Raw genomic sequence first — 15,979 nt, forward strand, 5'->3', positions numbered from 1 at the left:
GTGCGGTAGGTCGTGACGACCCGGTCGATGAGCTGCTTGAGCGACCACTCCCGCTCCGGGCCCGCCCCGCGCAGGGATCAAGCCTGACCGCCCGGAGCGGGGCGGGCTGCCCCGGAAACCCCAACCGCGACCAATCACGCACCGCCCCGGAAACCCCCACCGCAAGCAAAGATCAGGCAGGCCGCCGCGACTGCACGATCCGGAACCGATTCGCCACGTAAGCCCCGTCGGTCAACGCCGAGTTGGCCGCCGCGTTGGCGCCGCTGCCGTGGAAGTCGGAGAAGGCCGCCGACTGGTTCACGAAGACACCGCCGGTGAGGTTGCAGGACAGGTGCACCCCGACCTCGACGGCGACCGCCTCGGTGGCGTCCAGCACCGCTTCGTCGGTCGAGTAGACCCCGGCGGTGAGCGCGCCCTTCTCGCCGACCGTCCTGCGCAGCAGCTCCAGGCTGTGCGCGGTGGAGTCGGTCGCGATGGCGAACGAGATCGGCCCGAACCACTCCCGGCCGTACGTCTGGGCGTCGTCCGCGGTCAGCTTGACGATCGTCGGGGTACGCACCACCGCGTCGGCGTACGACGGGTGGGCCACCGTCCGCGACTCCAGGACCGGCTCGCCGACCTTGGTCACCTCGGCCAACCGCTCCAACACCCCGTCGTTGACGATCGCGCCGGTCAGCTCGACACCCCGGGCCGGGTCGGCGGTCAGCTTGCCGACGGCCGCGGCGATTCCACCGGCCACCTCGTCGAAGCTCTTGTGCCCCTGGTCGGTCTCGATGCCCCCGGCCGGGATGAGGATGTTCTGCGAGGTGGTACACATCTGACCGCTGTAGAGGGTCAGGGTGAAACCAAGGTTGCGGCACATGCCGGTGAAGTCGTCGGTGGAGTCGATCACCACGGTGTTGAGGCCGGCCTTCTCGGTGTAGACCGACGCCTGCCGGGCGTGCGTCTCCAGCCAGTCGCCGTACTCGGTGGAGCCGGTGAAGTCGACAATCTTGACGGACCGGTGCAGCGCCAGGTCGCTGGCGAGCTTCTCGCCCGGCGCCTCGGCGGCCAGCAGGATCAGGTTCGGGTCGAAGCCGGCCTCCGCGAGGACCTCCCGCGCGTACTTCACGGTGATCGCGAGCGGCAGCACCGCGCGCGGGTGTGGCTTCACGATCACCGGGTTGCCGGTGACCAGCGAGGCGAACAGCCCGGGGTACGAGTTCCACGTCGGGAAGGTGTTGCACCCGATCACCAGCGCCACACCACGGGGGACCACGTGGAACGTCTTGGTCATCCGCAGCGGGTCGCCCTTGCCGGCGGCCTTCTCCCAACCGGCGGTGCCCGGGTGCCGGGTCATCTCGGCGTACGCGTACGCCAGCGCCTCCAGCGCCCGGTCCAGCGCGTGCGCGCCGCCGGCCTGGAACGCCATCACGAACGCCTGCCCGCTGGTGAACTGCACCGCGTTGGCCAGCTCGAAGATGTGCTTGTGCAGCCGGTCGAGGATTTCCAGGCAGACACCCACCCGGGCCTGCGGACCGGCGTCGCGCCACGCCGGCAGCGCGGCGGAGGCGGCGGTGACCAGCTCGTCGGTGCCGGCGTGCGGGTACCGCACCGCCAGGTCGACCCCGAACGGGCTCGTCTCGGTGGCGATCCGCCCGCCAGCGCCGGGCTGATCGAGCGGAAAGTCACCACCGAGGTACGCCTCGAAGGCGGCCTTGCCGTCGGCGGCGGCGGTCTCGCCGTACACGCGGGGGCTGGGGGACTCGGGATAGGCGGACCAGTAGCCCCGCTCCGTGATCGCGGTCAGCGCACGGTTGAGGGTGTCGGCGTGCCTGTCGTACAGGGAATGCGGGGTCTCCGTCATGCCCGCCATCATGCAACAGCCCGGTCGGCGAGCAGTAGGGGCGGATACCCGTCAGAGGGTGAGCTGCCAGTTGTCCCAGGCGTCCACCGGGCGGAAGCCGAGCTGCTCGTTGATCGCCACCATGTAGCTGTTGCTGGCCGCGTTCCAGGTGTCGACGACGCGTACCGCGGGCTCGTGGGTGAGCAGATGGTGCAGGTTCTCCGCCTTGGCGATGAGGCCCAGCCGGTGGCCACGGTGGGTCGGGTCGACGATGGTGATCTGCTGGAACGCGTGCCAGTCGACGGAGGCGCCCACGTCGAGCAGGGTCCAGGCGACCAGCCGGCCCGACGCCTCGTGCAGCATCCCGAGGTGGTAGCGCCGCCTACCCCGGGCGTCCAGGGCGCGCTCGTTGCCCCGGATGCGCTCGGCGTCGACCTGTTCCGGTTCCCACTGCACGTCGCCCAGCGGCGCGTCCGTCATGAGCCGGCCGTCCAGGTAGGCGACGTCCGCGACGTACTCGGGTGGGGTGGTGCCCTGCCAGGAGACGGACCGGTAGCCCTCGGCGTGGGGCTGCGCGTCGGCCAGGGCCGCCCGCAGCGCGAGCCGGTCGATGTCGGCGATGGTCAGCCGGCGACGCACCTCGGCCAGCGCGGAGTGCGCGCCCATCGCGGCGGCGAACGCGTGACCCGCCACCGGTCGGGCCGGACCGCCGGGCAGCGCGGAGACCGTCATCGCCGTCACCCGTTTGCGGTCGTGCTGGCGCAGCAGGCGTACCCCGTACTCGTGCAGGGCCCGGCCGACACCACGACGCCGCAGGTCCGGATGGACCTTCAGCTCGGCGGTGGCGTTGTCGGTGTTGTCGAGCTGCGGCAGGTCGAGCTGGAGGTAACCGGCGGGCGTACCGTCCAGGCGGGCCAGCGCCCAGAGCGAGCGGGTGCCGGGCATCGGGGCGTGGAAGAACCCGTCGAAGCGTTGCCGGCAGGACGGTGGGAAGTCGGGCAGGTCGGCCTCGGTGGCCGCCGCTCCGATCCGGTACGCCTCGTCGACCGCGGCCCGGTCGGTGCCGTCGAACGGCACGATCGTGATGCTCATGCCGGTGAGCCTGACAGCCGCAAAAGCGACAGGGCCAGCGATTATTCGCTGGCCCTGTCGGACGTGGTCGGGAGGGGCATTCGCACAACGCCTCCGGCGTTGGGTCGCAAGAACTTCAAAAGTCTTCGGCGAAATGCCCTCCCGCACGGAGCATCTTGCGCCGTCCGGTTCCTGCCGTCAAGTCCTGAGCGGCGGGTTTTCCACACTCACAGCGAAAACCCAGTCACCGGGCGGATTCAGCCCAGAAGCCCCGCGTCCCGGGCGGCACGCAGGGACGGCTTGATGTGGTGGGTCGGCCCGACCTGTGCGGCCACGGCGTCGATGGTCTTCAGACCCTCGCCGGTGTTGAAGACGACCGTCTCCGCCGTCGGGTCGAGCCGGCCGGACTCGACCAGCTTGCGCAACACTGCCGCGGTCACGCCGCCCGCCGTCTCGGCGAAGACCCCGGTGGTACGGGCCAGGTCGCGGATGCCGGCGCGGATCTCGTCGTCGTCGGCGTACTCCATCCAGCCACCGGTGCGACGCACCGCCTCCAGTGCGTAGAGGCCGGCGGCCGGGTCACCGATGTTGAGCGACTTGGCGATGCCGGTGGGCTTGACCGGGATGATCGTGTCCGTGTCGGCGTGCAGGGCCGTGGCGATCGGGTTGCAGCCGGCCGACTGCGCGCCGAAGACCTTCCAGCCGCCGGCCGGCGCGTCGACCAGGCCGATCTCGACCAGCTCGGAGAACGCCTTGTCAATCTTGGTGAGCAGTTCGCCGCTGGCCATCGGGATCACCACCTGGGCGGGAATCCGCCAGCCCAGCTGCTCGGCCACCTCGTAGCCGAGGGTCTTGGAACCCTCCGCGTAGTACGGGCGGACGTTCACGTTGACGAAGGCCGTGTCCTCGAACTCGTCGGTCTCCACCAGCTCACCGCAGAGCCGGTTGACGTCGTCGTAGGAGCCGTCGATGGCGACCAGTTCGCCGCCGTACACGGCGGTGGTGATGACCTTGCCCTGCTCCAGGTCGGAGGGGATGAAGACGATCGAGGGCACGCCGGCGCGGGCGGCGTGCGCGGCCACCGAGTTGGCCAGGTTGCCGGTGGACGCGCAGGCGAACCGGGTGAACCCGAGCGCCTTGGCGGCGGTCAACGCCACCGAGACGACCCGGTCCTTGAACGAGTGGGTCGGGTTGGCGCTGTCGTCCTTGACCCAGAGCGGCGCGGTGATGCCCAACTCGGCGGCGAGGTGCGGGGCCGCCACCAGCGGGGTCAGCCCCGGGTCGAGGGTGACCCGGGTGGCCGGGTCCTGCCCGGCGGGCAGCAGCGCGGCGTACCGCCAGATGTTGTCCGGCCCGGCCTCGATCTGCTCGCGGGTCACGGTGGCCAGCGCGGCGGTGTCGTAGTCGACTTCCAGCGGGCCGAAACACTCGTAGCAGGCGTGCTGGGCGGCGAGCGGGTAGCGGGCCGAACAGGCGCGGCAGACGAGGGCACGGGCGGGGCTGGCGGAGGTGTCGATGCCGGAGGCGGCGAGCGTCGACGTCATGTCGAGGGTCCTCTCATCTTTCCCCGCATCGCACGGTGCGGCGGGGACGGAATTGGCACCTGCCCCGCGGGTCGCTCAGCGGTGAGCGCGCGGGGTGGTTGCCGGGGCGTCGTCGGGCCGTATCCCTCAGCCCCTCTGGATGAGGTATGCAGTTGTGCCGTCGAGTCTAGGCAACGTTGCCCGGCGCCTCCACCGGGCATCCCAGCCAGTGGGTCAGCGGTGCGCCACCGCCACTGGGTCGACCACCGCGCCGGGGTCGGTGACCGCCGTCGGCCGGGGCGGCGGCGAGGGCCGGGGACGGGTCCGCGCGGCGAGGTTCGCGGCGACCAGCGCGGCGATGGTGATCGCCGCCCCGACCAGCTCGACCGTCTCCGGACGGTAGCCACGGGCGATCTGCACGACGAAGGTGGTCACCGGGACCAGGTTCATGAACAGGGCCGCGTTGGCGGCGCCCAGCCGCTGCACACCGGTGTTCCAGGCCAGCACCGCGACGACTGCGGCGACGAGCACGGCGTACGCCAGTTGCGGGGTGATCGCCACGAGGTCCGCGGCCGCCGGCGCGTGCTGCCACCCGACGGCGTCGGCGCCGATGCTCGCGGCCAGCATGGCGGCCGTGCCGGCGAGCGCGGTCAGCGTGGTGAAACGCAGCGGCGACCAGGCGCCGAACCGGGTCGCGCCGTGGGTGTAGATGGCCCAGCCGAGCACCGCGCCGATCATCATGAGGCCGCCGAGACCGAACTGGCCGAGCCCGGCCAGGCTCCCGCGGGTGATCACCAGGCCGACTCCGAGGAGCGCCACCAGGGAGAGGGCCAGCAGGAAGGGCTTCGGTCGTACGCCGTCCCGGGCCCACCGCACCAGTTGGGTGATGATCGGGGTGGTCGCCACGAAGAGGGAGACCTGCTGCGGGGCGGCGTGTTCGAGAGCCAGGTTGGTGAGCAGGTTGAAACCGGCGAAGCCGACGACGCCCAGCACCATTACCTCGGCTCCCCGACCGCCGAGCCGCAGCGCGGCCGACCCCTCGCGGAGCAGCAGGATGCCGACCAGGATGACGGCGGCGAACAGATAGCGGGCGGTGGTCAGGTTGAGCGGGTCGACAGTGGTCAGCGCGGTGGCCAGGATCGGGAACATCGCACCCCAGGCGAGCGCGGCGAGCAATGGGTAGGCGGCGGCGCGGGATCGCATCGTCAGCTCCTGTTCGAGTATCTTCGAACCAACGACACCGACCATAGGGTGTTGTTCGATCGTTGTCGAACAAGGGTTAGACTGGTCACATGGAGCTGCACGAACCCGACCTGACCGCCGTACCGGTCACCGCCGTGCTGGCCGCACTCGCCGACGACGTGCGGTTGCAGATCGTCCGGGCGCTCGCCGACGGCGGTGAGGCCGCCTGCGGCAGCTTCGACTTCGGCGTCTCCAAGGCGACCCGCAGCCACCACCTCAAGGTGCTGCGCGAGGCCGGCCTGACCCGCACCCGGGCCGCCGGCACGAGCCGCCTGGTCCGACTGCGCCGCGACGAGGTGGACACGCTCTACCCCGGCCTCCTGGACGCGGTCCTCACATCCCGACCGACGGCCTGACCCCTGCACCCACGCGCGCGTCGCCGGAGCCGATTCGCCTAGGCTCCGGCGACGCGCAGTGAGCGTGCGGTCAGGCGTTCACCGGGCTGGGCTCGGCCATCGACGGCACCTGGACGCGCCGCTTGAAGAGCAGCGCGTCGAGCGCCCACGGGCCCGACCCGAGCGCCGCGACCAGCAGGAACGACCAGCAGAAGAGGGCCGCCTGCTCACCGCCGTTGTACAGCGGCAGCAGGCCGTCCGGCTGGTGCACGACGAAGTAGGCGTACGCCATCGAGCCGGACGCGAGAAGCGCGGCTGGTCGGGCGAAGAGTCCGACCAGCACCAGCGCGCCGCAGATGAGCTGGATCAGGGCGGCCCACCAGCCCGGCCAGGTGCCGAGCGGTACCGCCTTGCCGGTCATCGGGTTGCCGCCGAACAACCCGAAGACCGACGAGAGGCCGTGCAGCGTGAACAGCAGGCCGATCACGATGCGGAACAGGGACAGGATCGGCCCGCCGAGCCGAGAGACGTTCATGGAGACCTCCATCGAAGGGAACAGATCTCTTCCATGGTGGGGCCTCAAGGCATCGATGTTAATAAGTTCTTTGCTAGTGGGAAAATCCCCGGCGGGAGAACCTGAGGCGCAATGCTGTAATTGCGACTTTGCCCTGATTTGACCGACACCCCAGTGACTCTCGCGCATTGGGAGCGCTCCCGAACCCTCAACGTACCGGCTGGCGTGGTGCCCGCACACCCTGTCGAGCTGCCCCGAATGTGGGGCAAGCGGCTACCGACCTACGCATTATTTAGCCGTCGGCCTCGTCAGAGTCTGGCTCGGGAACGAACACTCCCCGCCCCGGAGCGCCAACAACGACACCCCGATCGCGTAAGAGTGCCACCGAGCGAGCCGCAGTGGATACCGACACCGAGTACAGGTCACTGAGCTGCGCGTATGACGGAATCTTGGTACCTGGCCCGTACTCCCCGCTCCTGATCCGGGCGGCGATGTCAGCCGCGATGTCTGCATAGCTCAAAGGGATTGCGGGCATCGGTGTTCCTTCCGGGTTGGCAATCCCATCTGATCACGACACGAGTTCGCGCCTCAACAACTTGGTTGACCTATGTCACTAGGTGCAATAGCATGAAGGTGAGCCGTCCGGGTTGGCACCAGGGTTGGTTCACCCTCCGGGCTTTGCCCGGTTTGAAGCCGGGGCAGCGCTCAAAGGTGGTCCAGGACCCGAGCTGGGCTGGTTGTGGCGCTGCCCCGGCATCCCCCGTAACCCCACGAGAGGAGTCCACCCGTGACCGTGTCGGAGACCGAGACGGAAGTGCCGGCGGCGAGCGCGATCTGGTCCGTGGAGCAGGTGACGGCGGAGCTGCGCGAGACGTACCTCGCCGTCGCCGCCGCCGCTGTGCTGCTGGAACGGACCGGGGCGGGTTGCGCCCATCCGGCGATCCGGCTGGCGCGGCGCAGCGGCGAGGATGCGCTCGACCTGGCCGGTGACGCGGAACGGCAGCTCAGTGACGGCGTCCACCTGCTCCGCACCGACGCCGGCCATCAGGGTCGGGCCACCATCGGCGCTCTGGTCGAGGTGCTGGACACCGTCCGAGACCAGTTGGCCGGTGCGGCCAACCGGATCGGCGCGCTCCCGGCCCGGATCACCACTGCTGGGCGGCAGCTCCTCGACACCGACCAGCACGACTCGACCAACGACCCGGCGACCGAGACCGCGGCCGGGCAGTGGCACCGGGCTGCCGACCAGCTCGGGCTGATGACCGAGAGCCTTTCCGCGGCGGTCGCCGCGCTCACGTCGTACACCGGCGGGTTGTCCGGCGCGGAACCCGCCACCACCTGAACCTGCCCGCGGACCTGCGTGGGAAGGAAAGGGCCCGGGGTGGGTGCTGAGCTCCGGCCGGTACGTCACGCGCGGGCGTGCCGGCCGACCCCGCCCGCCCCGGCGCCGCCCGCAACCAGCATCGAACGGAAGGCGGTCCACTGTGATCTACCAGCCCATCCGGCTACTGCTTCCCCAGCTCGTCCGCGCCGTCTCGACCGCACCAAACAACCGGTGGTCCCGATGACCGAACCGCACTGGATCATTCACCTGCCGACCACCCTGCACCGGATCGACGACGCTGCGGCGCTGGCCATGGCGCTGCGCCACTCCCTCGGTCATGTGCTCGCCATCGACTTCGGCGAGACGACGCTCAGCGAGGAGGACCGGCAGTTCCTGCGTACCCGCGTCTGGTGCGACAACCGCCTACCCGGCGGTGCCCGCTGTGCGCTGCGCGCCGACCACCCCGGCGAGTTGTGTGAAGCCACCCGGGCGGTCGTGGAAACATGCTCGGATGAGCCCCGAGAGTCGCCGCCGTAAGCGCGCCAAGCCCAGCCGGTCCGGGCAGCAGGTTGTTCGTCGTGCCCAGCTCACCGACGTCGAACAGTGCGACTGCCCGGCGTGTTCGGGCGCCGACGTCGACCCGCAGAGCTTCATCGTCGACCTGGTCGGCGAGGGTGCACACCTGATCAAGACGGACGATCCCGTCGAGGCCGAGTTGTTTGCCGCGAATTTCCTGTCCGCCGGTGATCTTGCCGGCGAAGACTTCACCGAGGCTCTCAACGATGGCATGCTGCCGGCCGTTGCCGAGATCGGCACGCCGGAGGCGCTCGCCGTACTGCTCGCGATCGACGCCGTCCGGGAGGGCACCGTCGCAGCGGCCGCCGCCCGGCGTCTGATGGACGCGGGCGTCGAAGCGCCGAGTTGGGCCAGTGAGCTACGCCAGCCCGTGCGGGTCGGCCCATGTCGGCGGTTCGCCGACCCGGCGGGCAGCGCCTCCATGCTCGTCTGCGCCTTCGAGCGGGCGGGGCGCTCGTACGGGTTCGTCGTCCACGTCGACCACCTCCACTGTGACGCGGCTGCCGATATCGTGTTCTTTCCCGCTGACGCCCTGGCCGAGGTTGTCACCACCATCCAGCAGAACGGCCGCCGTGCCGGTCTGACGATCGCCGAGGAACTGTTGGACCCGGCCGACTTTCGGTGGCAGGTCGAACGGGCCCTCGACGCCCGCGCAGACCACGACCAGGAACGCGACCCCGCGGAGTTCGACGACGAGTTCGACGGCGAGGATGAGGACGGGCCGGGTTACCACCTGCTCGCGCTGCTGCTGCGAGCCCGGATCAGCACGCTGCCCGAGCCGACGCGCCCACCAGCCGAGCACGACGCAGACACCCGTCAGACCACCCTCGAACTGCTGGACATCATCAGCCAGATCGCCGGGCAGGCGCAGCAGATCCAAACCCGCGCACGACGGCGCACTGCTGGGCGGAAGCTGCCGGCGAAGCGGAGAAAAACCGCGCCGGCCGCGCCCATCTACCAACTCAAGGTGAGTCTGCGGGGGGCGAAGCCCCCGATCTGGCGGCGTCTGGAACTGCCCGCCGACACGAGCCTGGCCGACCTGCACCACATCATCCAGGTGGCCTTCGGCTGGGACGACGCCCACCTGCACGTCTTCGAGACCCCCTACGGCGACTTCGGGGTCGCCGACCGGGAGTTGGGCTACCGCGCCGAAGCCCCGGTCACCCTGGAACAGGTCGCGCCCGGCGTCGGCGACCGATTCAGGTACACGTACGACCTCGGCGACAACTGGACACACGAGATCGCCGTGGAGAAGATGCTGGACCGACAACCGGTCGGGTATCCCCGCTGCACGGGCGGGCGGCGGGCGGCTCCGCCGGAGGACTGTGGCGGCGTCTGGGGCTACGCGGAACTTGTCGAGGTGTTGACCGATCCCGGCCATCCCGAACACGGTGACCGACTGGAATTGCTCGGCCTCGCCTCAGCCGCCGACTTCCAGCCCGCCCGGTTCGACGCCACCGGGATCACCCGAGCCCTCACCGAAGGAGCCACGGATGACTGATCCTGCTGGCGAGCTGATCCTCTACCGCGCCGACGACGGCAGCTCGGTCGTCCAGCTTCGGGCGACCAAGGGGACGGTCTGGCTGACGCAGGCCCAGATGGCCGAGCTGTACGGCACCTCGGTGCAGAACATCGAGCAGATCCTGTCCCGGGTGCTGGCCGATGGAGAAGTGACCGAGGCAACTATCAACTCTGAGTTGATGGTTCGAATCGAGGGCACGCGGCAGGTGCGGCGCGAGGTCAAGGTCTACAACCTCGACATGATCCTGGCTGTCGGCTACCGGGTGACCACACCCCGCGCGGTGCAGTTTCGCCAATGGGCCACGACCGTGCTGTCGGAATACCTGGTCAAAGGCTTCGCCATGCAGGACGAGCGGCTCAAGGACGCCGCCGCTGCGGATTACTTCGACGAGCTGCTGGAACGCATCCGGGACATCCGGGCGTCCGAGAAGCGTTTCTACCAGAAGGTCCGCGACATCTTCGCCGCCACCAGCGCCGACTACTCCGGGACCAGCGATACCGCCAGGACCTTCTTCGCCACCATCCAGAACAAGTTGATCTACGCGGTCACCGGCCACACCGCTGGTGAGCTGATGGTGAAGCGGGCCGACCCGAGTTCACCCACCATGGGCTTGACCACCTGGCGGGGCCAGCAAGTACGCAAGGCGGACATCGCTGTCTCCAAGAACTACCTGACCGCTGACGAGATCAGCGAGTTGAATCGCCTGACCACGATGTTCCTCGACTTCGCCGAGGACCGGGCGCGCCGCCGACAGCAGATCCTGATGGCGGAATGGGTTCAGCGCGCCGACGCGTTCCTGACCTTCAATGAACGGCAGGTGCTGGCCGGCGCTGGCGGAATTTCGGCCACTGACGCCGAGGCCCGAGTCGGGCACGTGTATGCCGAATACGATCAACGGCGCCGCGAGAAGCAGGCGGAGGAGGCCCGTCAACAGGAGGAGCAGGACCTCGCCGATCTGCTGGAATTCGAACGCCGCGGCCGACTCGGTGGCGGGCCACCGGAGGGTGCTGCCTGACCCGGCAGCCCCCGCTGCGCCCTGCCCACCCGCCACTCCGACAGGCTGTGCGAGCCGGACGACGACGTCCCAGATGGCCGAACTGCGCAGCACTTCGGTCCCCACCGTGCAGATCGCGCGACGGGCCGAGGGGGATGACCGACAATCTGGAGGAGATCCTGGCATCGGCCGCCCGGTAACCACACCCCAGCCCCTCAGCGCCCGAAGATCCGCACAACATCAGGGTTGTTGCTGCCTCCCGGGCGCCGCAAGCAGCAACAACAGGGAAGTTGCGCGGATCTTGAGCACCGGCAGGCGCACAGCGGCGATCTAGCGCGAGCGGCGACAAGGCCGGGCACCAACGGGCCGGGTCGGTGCGCGAGGATCGGGGGATGATCTTCCGGAGCGCCAGCGGGCGACACATCGGTGCGGCGGCCGTCTTGGTTCTCGCTCTCAGCGCCTGCGTGCCGCGCGATCACGCGGGGCAGGGCGGCGACCCCACCGGCCCGCCGCCCAAGACCACGACCGCGCCCGAGGCGGGCACCACGCCGGTTGCCGAGTGCCCGGCATCCGGTGTCCGCATCCGGTCGACCGGCGGGGACGCCGCGATGGGGCTGCGCGCCCTCGGCCTGGAGCTGGTCAACTGCGGTGACCGCCCGTACCGGCTCAACGGATACCCGACGGTGTGGGTCCTCGACGAGCAGCGCAAGCCGATCATTCTGGCGGTTCAGAACGGGGCGAAGGACATCACGTCCGGCTTCGACCAGCCGCCGCAGCCGATCACGCTGCAAAGAGGCGAACGGGCCATCGCTTCCGTCCTCTGGCGCAACCTGGTGACCGACTCGACGGTGGTCGCCACCGACGGTGCGTACCTGACGGTGGCTCCCGCCGCAGGTCAGCCGGCCGAGGAGGTCGACCCGGACGGCCCGATCGACGTGGGCAACACCGGCCGGATCGGGGTCAGCGCCTGGCGCGAACCTACGACGTGATGTCCTTGCGGGTGAAGCGCCAGAACGCCAGCCCCCAGAACAGCGTCGCGTAGCTGATCGCCGAGATGCAGCCGCGTACCACGTCGTCGGTCTGCACCGGCGTGGACAGCAACCCCAGCCAGGCGGTGCTGAAGTGGGTGGGCAGGAAGTCCCGCAGCGCGCCCAGGGCGGTGATCTGGTCCAGGATGCTGGACAGGATCCACAGCAGGACCGCGCCACCGACCGCGCCGAGCGCGGCGTCCGTCGTCACCGACAGCAGGAACGCCAGGCCGGCCACCACCAGGAGTACGACCGCCAGGTAGCCGAGCACCGCGAGCAGCCGGAGCAGCCCCTCGCCCGGCTCCAGCTCGGCGGCCACCGTGCTGCGCAGCGGCGACCAGCCGTAGCGCAGGGTGCCCGCGAGCAGGGCGGTGCCGGCCAACAGCACCAGGGCCAGACTCGAGTACGCGAGCGCGACCACCAGCTTCACCGTCAGCAGTCGTGCCCGGGGCACCGGGATGGCCAGCAGGTAGCGCAGGCTCCCCCAGCTCGCCTCGCTGGCCACCGTGTCGCCGCAGAACAGCGCGACGACCACGACCAGCAGGAACGACGCCGACACGAAGATCGAGAAGAGGGTGAAGTTGAGCCCGCCCGAGGTGGCCAGGTCGACAAGGCTGGCGAACTCGTTGTTGCCGTTGTCGTCGTCGCCACCGGAGTTGAACTGGAAGGCGATCAGGATGATCAGCGGCAGCAGCACCATGAACCCGAGCGCGAGCTGGGTTCGCCGCCGGGATGCCTGCCGGCGGAACTCCGCCCCGAAGGGCATGGTGGCCGACGGCCGGTAGCCGAGGGCCGCGCCGGCCGGATCGGTGACGCCCACCGGCGCTTCGACGAAAGATCCAGCCATCACCGGTCACCGCTTCCCCGAGAGTTCTCGCCCACCAGGGCGAGGAACGCGTCCTCCAGGCGCCGCCGGGGCACCACCCGGTCCACTCCGATGCCGGCGCGTACCAGCTCGGCCACCACCTCGCTGCGAGCCGTGCCGTTGGTGTCGACGACGAGCTGCCCGTCGCTCTCCGGCAGCACCCGTACGCCGTGCAGCCGGTCCAGCACCGCCCGAGCCGCCTCCGGATCGGTGACGTCGAACAGGACGCTCGGCGACTCGCCCACGATCTCCTGGACCGGCCCGGAGGCGACGATCCGGCCCTTGTTGACCACCACCGCGTGCGTGCAGGTCTGCTCCACCTCGGCGAGCAGGTGACTGGAGACCAGCACCGCCCGGCCGTCGGTGGCGTACCGCTGGAGCACCCGGCGCATCTCGGCGATCTGCGGCGGGTCCAGCCCGTCGGTCGGCTCGTCCAGCACCAGCAGCTCGGGGAGACCGAGCATGGCCTGGGCGATGGCGAGCCGCTGACGCATGCCGTGGCTGTAGTTCTTGATCTTCCGGTGCACCGAGTCGCCGAGCCCGGCGATCTCCAACGCCTGGTCGAAGTGCGCGTCCTCGGCCGGCCGCCCGGTGGCCCGCCAGTACGCCCTGAGGTTGGCCAGGCCGGAGAGGTGCGGCAGGAACCCCGGCCCCTCCACCAGCGCGCCGATCCTCGACAGCACGGGCGAGCCGGGTACCAGCCGACGACCGAAGACGTAGATCTCCCCGGCGGTCGGCTGGGTCAGCCCCATCAGCACCCGCAGGGTGGTGGTCTTGCCCGCGCCGTTGGGCCCCAGCAGGCCCACCACCTGGCCCGGGTGCACCTCGAAGTCCACGTTCGACACCGCGACGAAGCCGTCCGCGTACTCCTTGCGCAGCGCCCGCACGGCCAGCGGCGTGTCCGCGTACTCCGGATGCACCGACCGGTCCTGGCGACGGTGTCGGCGGCGGACCACGGCGACGACCACGACGAGCCCGAGCACGATGGCGGCGAGGAGGCCGGCGAGCACCCAGCGCCAGACGGTCGCCGCGGTTCCGATGGGCTCGCCGTCGACGGTCGGCAGGGTGACCGCGCCGTCCGCGGCCACCGTGTAGACGGTGGGCGCGGCGGGCGTGGTGTATGCCTGGTCGGAGCTGGCGACCACCAGGCGCAGCCGGTGGCCAGCCTCGATCCGGCGGACGATCCCGGGCAGCGTCACGGTGACCGGGCGGGCGTCCTGCACCCGCTGCGGCAGACCGCTGAGCCGGATCGGGGCGACCAGCCCGTTCGGCAGGGTGGCGGCCCCGTCCTTGTCGACGTCGTAGAGCTTGACGAAGAGCACCGCCTCACCGGTCGGCGAGGCGGCCCGCACGGTCACGGTCGGCGCGCCGGCCACGTCCACGGCCTCGGTCAGCGGCGCCGACTCGAAGCGGGCGTGCTGGCCGGGGATGTCGCCGGCCACACCGTCGAGCAGGGAGGCGAGGCCACCGGCGAACGGGATCGAGGAGATGGCGGCCGGGTTGCCGTTCGGCGGATTCGCGATCGGCTGCGCCGGACCGGCGACCACCACCTCCCGACGGGCGTTGCCGGCGAGGCCCGGGTAGTCGGCGCGGCGGAAGCCGGTGGCGACCAGACCCCGGTCGAGCGCGTCGAAGCCGGCGATCCGGGACCACGTGAAGTCGTCGCCGGGCGCGTCGCCCTCGCCCTTGACGTAGTGGTCGAGCCACTGGACGGTCAGGAACTTCACCCGGTCCGAATCCGAACGGGGGCCGGTGCCACCGTCGTGCCCGCCGGTGAACCAGGCGACCCGCACCGGGGTGCCGGCGGCGGCGATCCCCTTGGCGTTCGCGTCCGCCTCGCCGAGGGGAAAGAGCGTGTCCGCCTCGCCCTGCACCAGCAGGGTGGGGGCCTTGATCCGGTCCAGCACACCCGCCGGGCTGGAGCGGCGCAGCACGTCCACGGCCGCCTGGTCGGCCCGGCCCGTGGTGGCGATCCGCAGGTACGCGGCACAGACGTCGGCGGCGAACCGCCCGCAGGACGGGTCCGCGGCACCGGCCGGGAGGCCACCGGACGCGGTTCCAGGACCGGCGCCCGGCCCCGGGCTCGGTGGGCCGGCGGACGCGGGCGCTCCTTCGGGCTGGGCGGCGGTCGTACCGGCGAGCCCGGCCGGGCCGCTGCCCACGTTGCCGCCCCCGCCGAAGAAGAGACCGGCCCAGCCCTTCTTGAACACACCCTCGGTCGGCGCGCCGCCGGTGCTCTCCGGCAGGAAGGCGCGGGAGAGGTCGTTCCAGGTGATCATGGGGACGATCGCGTCCACCCGGCGGTCCTGGGCGGCCAGCAGCAGGGCGAGCCCGCCACCGTACGAGCCGCCGACCACGCCGACCTTCGGGTCGCCGGGGGCGTCGGTACGCACCTCGGGCCGGGCGGCCAGCCAGTCCAGCAGCCGCTCGGCGTCGCGCACCTCGTAGTCCGGGTTGTCCAGATGGATCTCGCCGCCGCTGCGGCCGAAACCCCGCGCGGTCCAGGTGAGCACCGCGTACCCACGTCCGGCGAACTCCTCGGCGTCCGAGCGCACCGACTCCTTGGTGCCGCCGAAACCGTGCGCGAGCAGGACCGCGGGGACCTTCCGACCGGACGACGCGCCGGGCGGGAGGTAGAGGGTCGTGTCCAGGTCCACGGGCTGGTCACCGGACGGTCCGGAGCGGACGGTGAGCATCGCGCTCTGGGTGCGTACGCCCGATCCCTGCGGCCACACCGCCCAGGTGACGGCGACCACCAGCAGCACGGCGACCACCGCCGCGGCGATCACGCGACGGCGGGTGGGCAGGGCACGCCGGAACCACGCGGCCGGCGACGGCGATCTCATGCGGCGTACGGTACGGCTCGCAGCCTGAGCGTTGGCTGAGATCCGCCGTACGTCCGTCCGGTTGCCCCGATCGGTGATCCGAGCCGGCGCGACCGAGCATCCTCCATGGCGGGCCAGTGAGTTGAGTTCGGATCGCGTGAATTCCGATCTTTCGCGGATATCCCCCTCGATCCCTTCATGTCACACCTGGGAATCGGACAGAGCGTGCCCGGAACCCTGACGAACGGTGACATCGCTCGAACTGACGCAAACCTGACTCACCCCGACCGGCCGGCTCGCCTGGGGGTTCGGTTAGTTTTCCGGTCCGGTGGACG

The 15,979-nt window shown here is 70.6% G+C and carries 14 protein-coding genes and 1 riboswitch; of the genes, 6 read left to right on the forward strand and 8 right to left on the reverse strand.

From position 1 onward, the window contains the following. Positions 1–172: 172 nt before the first annotated feature. The 4 genes from paaN to ABZV06_RS16125 form a co-directional block, all read right to left on the reverse strand. Entirely contained in the window at positions 173–1,846 is a 1,674-nt protein-coding gene (gene paaN / locus ABZV06_RS16110) for a phenylacetic acid degradation protein PaaN (protein ID WP_355622080.1), read from the reverse strand. A gap of 51 nt (positions 1,847–1,897) precedes the next feature. Next, entirely contained in the window at positions 1,898–2,917 is a 1,020-nt protein-coding gene (locus ABZV06_RS16115; RefSeq protein ID WP_355622083.1) for a GNAT family N-acetyltransferase, read from the reverse strand. 236 nt (positions 2,918–3,153) lie between these two features. Continuing rightward, positions 3,154–4,440: a threonine synthase gene (gene thrC, locus ABZV06_RS16120; protein ID WP_355622086.1), complete on the reverse strand. Its 1,287-nt coding sequence runs from the start codon at positions 4,438–4,440 to the stop codon at positions 3,154–3,156. Positions 4,441–4,450: 10 nt separating this feature from the next. After that, a riboswitch (SAM riboswitch) is annotated at positions 4,451–4,586 on the reverse strand. A gap of 67 nt (positions 4,587–4,653) precedes the next feature. Next, the gene (locus ABZV06_RS16125; RefSeq protein WP_355622089.1) at positions 4,654–5,622 is read right to left on the reverse strand and encodes a DMT family transporter; all 969 of its coding nucleotides are present in this window, start codon (positions 5,620–5,622) and stop codon (positions 4,654–4,656) included. 89 nt (positions 5,623–5,711) lie between these two features. On the opposite strand from ABZV06_RS16125, the gene ABZV06_RS16130 reads away from it, so the two are divergent. After that, positions 5,712–6,017, forward strand: coding sequence for a metalloregulator ArsR/SmtB family transcription factor (locus ABZV06_RS16130; protein WP_355242495.1), 306 nt, complete (start codon positions 5,712–5,714; stop codon positions 6,015–6,017). Positions 6,018–6,087: 70 nt separating this feature from the next. Here ABZV06_RS16130 and ABZV06_RS16135 read toward each other — a convergent pair whose 3' ends face one another. Beyond that, positions 6,088–6,531, reverse strand: a complete 444-nt coding sequence (locus ABZV06_RS16135) for a DoxX family protein (protein ID WP_355622092.1) — start codon at positions 6,529–6,531, stop codon at positions 6,088–6,090. Positions 6,532–6,802: 271 nt separating this feature from the next. After that, positions 6,803–7,045 (reverse strand): GntR family transcriptional regulator, encoded by a 243-nt coding sequence (locus ABZV06_RS16140; protein ID WP_355242489.1) that lies wholly within the window; start codon positions 7,043–7,045, stop codon positions 6,803–6,805. A gap of 252 nt (positions 7,046–7,297) precedes the next feature. Here ABZV06_RS16140 and ABZV06_RS16145 point away from each other — a divergent pair, with 252 nt between their 5' ends. The 5 genes from ABZV06_RS16145 (at position 7,298) to ABZV06_RS16165 (ending at position 11,915) form a co-directional block, all read left to right on the forward strand. After that, positions 7,298–7,852 (forward strand): hypothetical protein, encoded by a 555-nt coding sequence (locus ABZV06_RS16145; RefSeq protein WP_355242486.1) that lies wholly within the window; start codon positions 7,298–7,300, stop codon positions 7,850–7,852. 222 nt (positions 7,853–8,074) lie between these two features. Next, the gene (locus ABZV06_RS16150; RefSeq protein WP_355242483.1) at positions 8,075–8,371 is read left to right on the forward strand and encodes a hypothetical protein; all 297 of its coding nucleotides are present in this window, start codon (positions 8,075–8,077) and stop codon (positions 8,369–8,371) included. Beyond that, a complete protein-coding gene (locus tag ABZV06_RS16155; protein WP_355622095.1) occupies positions 8,346–9,911 on the forward strand; it encodes a plasmid pRiA4b ORF-3 family protein in 1,566 nt (521 codons plus the stop codon). The genes ABZV06_RS16150 and ABZV06_RS16155 overlap by 26 nt, the downstream gene beginning before the upstream one ends. Before the next feature lie 97 nt (positions 9,912–10,008). Next, complete coding sequence (locus tag ABZV06_RS16160; RefSeq protein ID WP_355622098.1) at positions 10,009–10,947, forward strand: virulence RhuM family protein; 939 nt, start codon at positions 10,009–10,011, stop codon at positions 10,945–10,947. Positions 10,948–11,318: 371 nt separating this feature from the next. Then, the gene (locus tag ABZV06_RS16165) at positions 11,319–11,915 is read left to right on the forward strand and encodes a DUF4232 domain-containing protein (protein ID WP_355242475.1); all 597 of its coding nucleotides are present in this window, start codon (positions 11,319–11,321) and stop codon (positions 11,913–11,915) included. Here ABZV06_RS16165 and ABZV06_RS16170 read toward each other — a convergent pair. Both ABZV06_RS16170 and ABZV06_RS16175 read right to left on the reverse strand, forming a co-directional pair. Then, a complete protein-coding gene (locus tag ABZV06_RS16170; protein WP_355622101.1) occupies positions 11,905–12,801 on the reverse strand; it encodes an ABC transporter permease in 897 nt (298 codons plus the stop codon). The genes ABZV06_RS16165 and ABZV06_RS16170 overlap by 11 nt on opposite strands. Further along, complete coding sequence (locus ABZV06_RS16175; RefSeq protein WP_355242470.1) at positions 12,801–15,665, reverse strand: alpha/beta fold hydrolase; 2,865 nt, start codon at positions 15,663–15,665, stop codon at positions 12,801–12,803. Before ABZV06_RS16175 ends, ABZV06_RS16170 begins: the two co-directional genes overlap by 1 nt. Positions 15,666–15,979: the final 314 nt, after the last annotated feature.

It is taken from the genome of Micromonospora sp. NPDC005172, from assembly GCF_040608555.1.
Lineage (GTDB): Bacteria > Actinomycetota > Actinomycetes > Mycobacteriales > Micromonosporaceae > Micromonospora.

Coding starts and splice junctions, on each gene's coding strand:
- ABZV06_RS16135 (WP_355622092.1), bottom strand. CDS start 6,531: ATGAACGTCTCTCGGCTCGGCGGGCCGATCCTGTCCCTGTTCCGCATC.
- ABZV06_RS16175 (WP_355242470.1), bottom strand. CDS start 15,665: ATGAGATCGCCGTCGCCGGCCGCGTGGTTCCGGCGTGCCCTGCCCACC.
- ABZV06_RS16125 (WP_355622089.1), bottom strand. CDS start 5,622: ATGCGATCCCGCGCCGCCGCCTACCCATTGCTCGCCGCGCTCGCCTGG.
- ABZV06_RS16165 (WP_355242475.1), top strand. CDS start 11,319: ATGATCTTCCGGAGCGCCAGCGGGCGACACATCGGTGCGGCGGCCGTC.
- ABZV06_RS16140 (WP_355242489.1), bottom strand. CDS start 7,045: ATGCCCGCAATCCCTTTGAGCTATGCAGACATCGCGGCTGACATCGCC.
- ABZV06_RS16130 (WP_355242495.1), top strand. CDS start 5,712: ATGGAGCTGCACGAACCCGACCTGACCGCCGTACCGGTCACCGCCGTG.
- paaN (WP_355622080.1), bottom strand. CDS start 1,846: ATGACGGAGACCCCGCATTCCCTGTACGACAGGCACGCCGACACCCTC.
- ABZV06_RS16150 (WP_355242483.1), top strand. CDS start 8,075: ATGACCGAACCGCACTGGATCATTCACCTGCCGACCACCCTGCACCGG.
- ABZV06_RS16170 (WP_355622101.1), bottom strand. CDS start 12,801: ATGGCTGGATCTTTCGTCGAAGCGCCGGTGGGCGTCACCGATCCGGCC.
- ABZV06_RS16155 (WP_355622095.1), top strand. CDS start 8,346: ATGAGCCCCGAGAGTCGCCGCCGTAAGCGCGCCAAGCCCAGCCGGTCC.
- thrC (WP_355622086.1), bottom strand. CDS start 4,440: ATGACGTCGACGCTCGCCGCCTCCGGCATCGACACCTCCGCCAGCCCC.
- ABZV06_RS16160 (WP_355622098.1), top strand. CDS start 10,009: ATGGCCGAGCTGTACGGCACCTCGGTGCAGAACATCGAGCAGATCCTG.
- ABZV06_RS16115 (WP_355622083.1), bottom strand. CDS start 2,917: ATGAGCATCACGATCGTGCCGTTCGACGGCACCGACCGGGCCGCGGTC.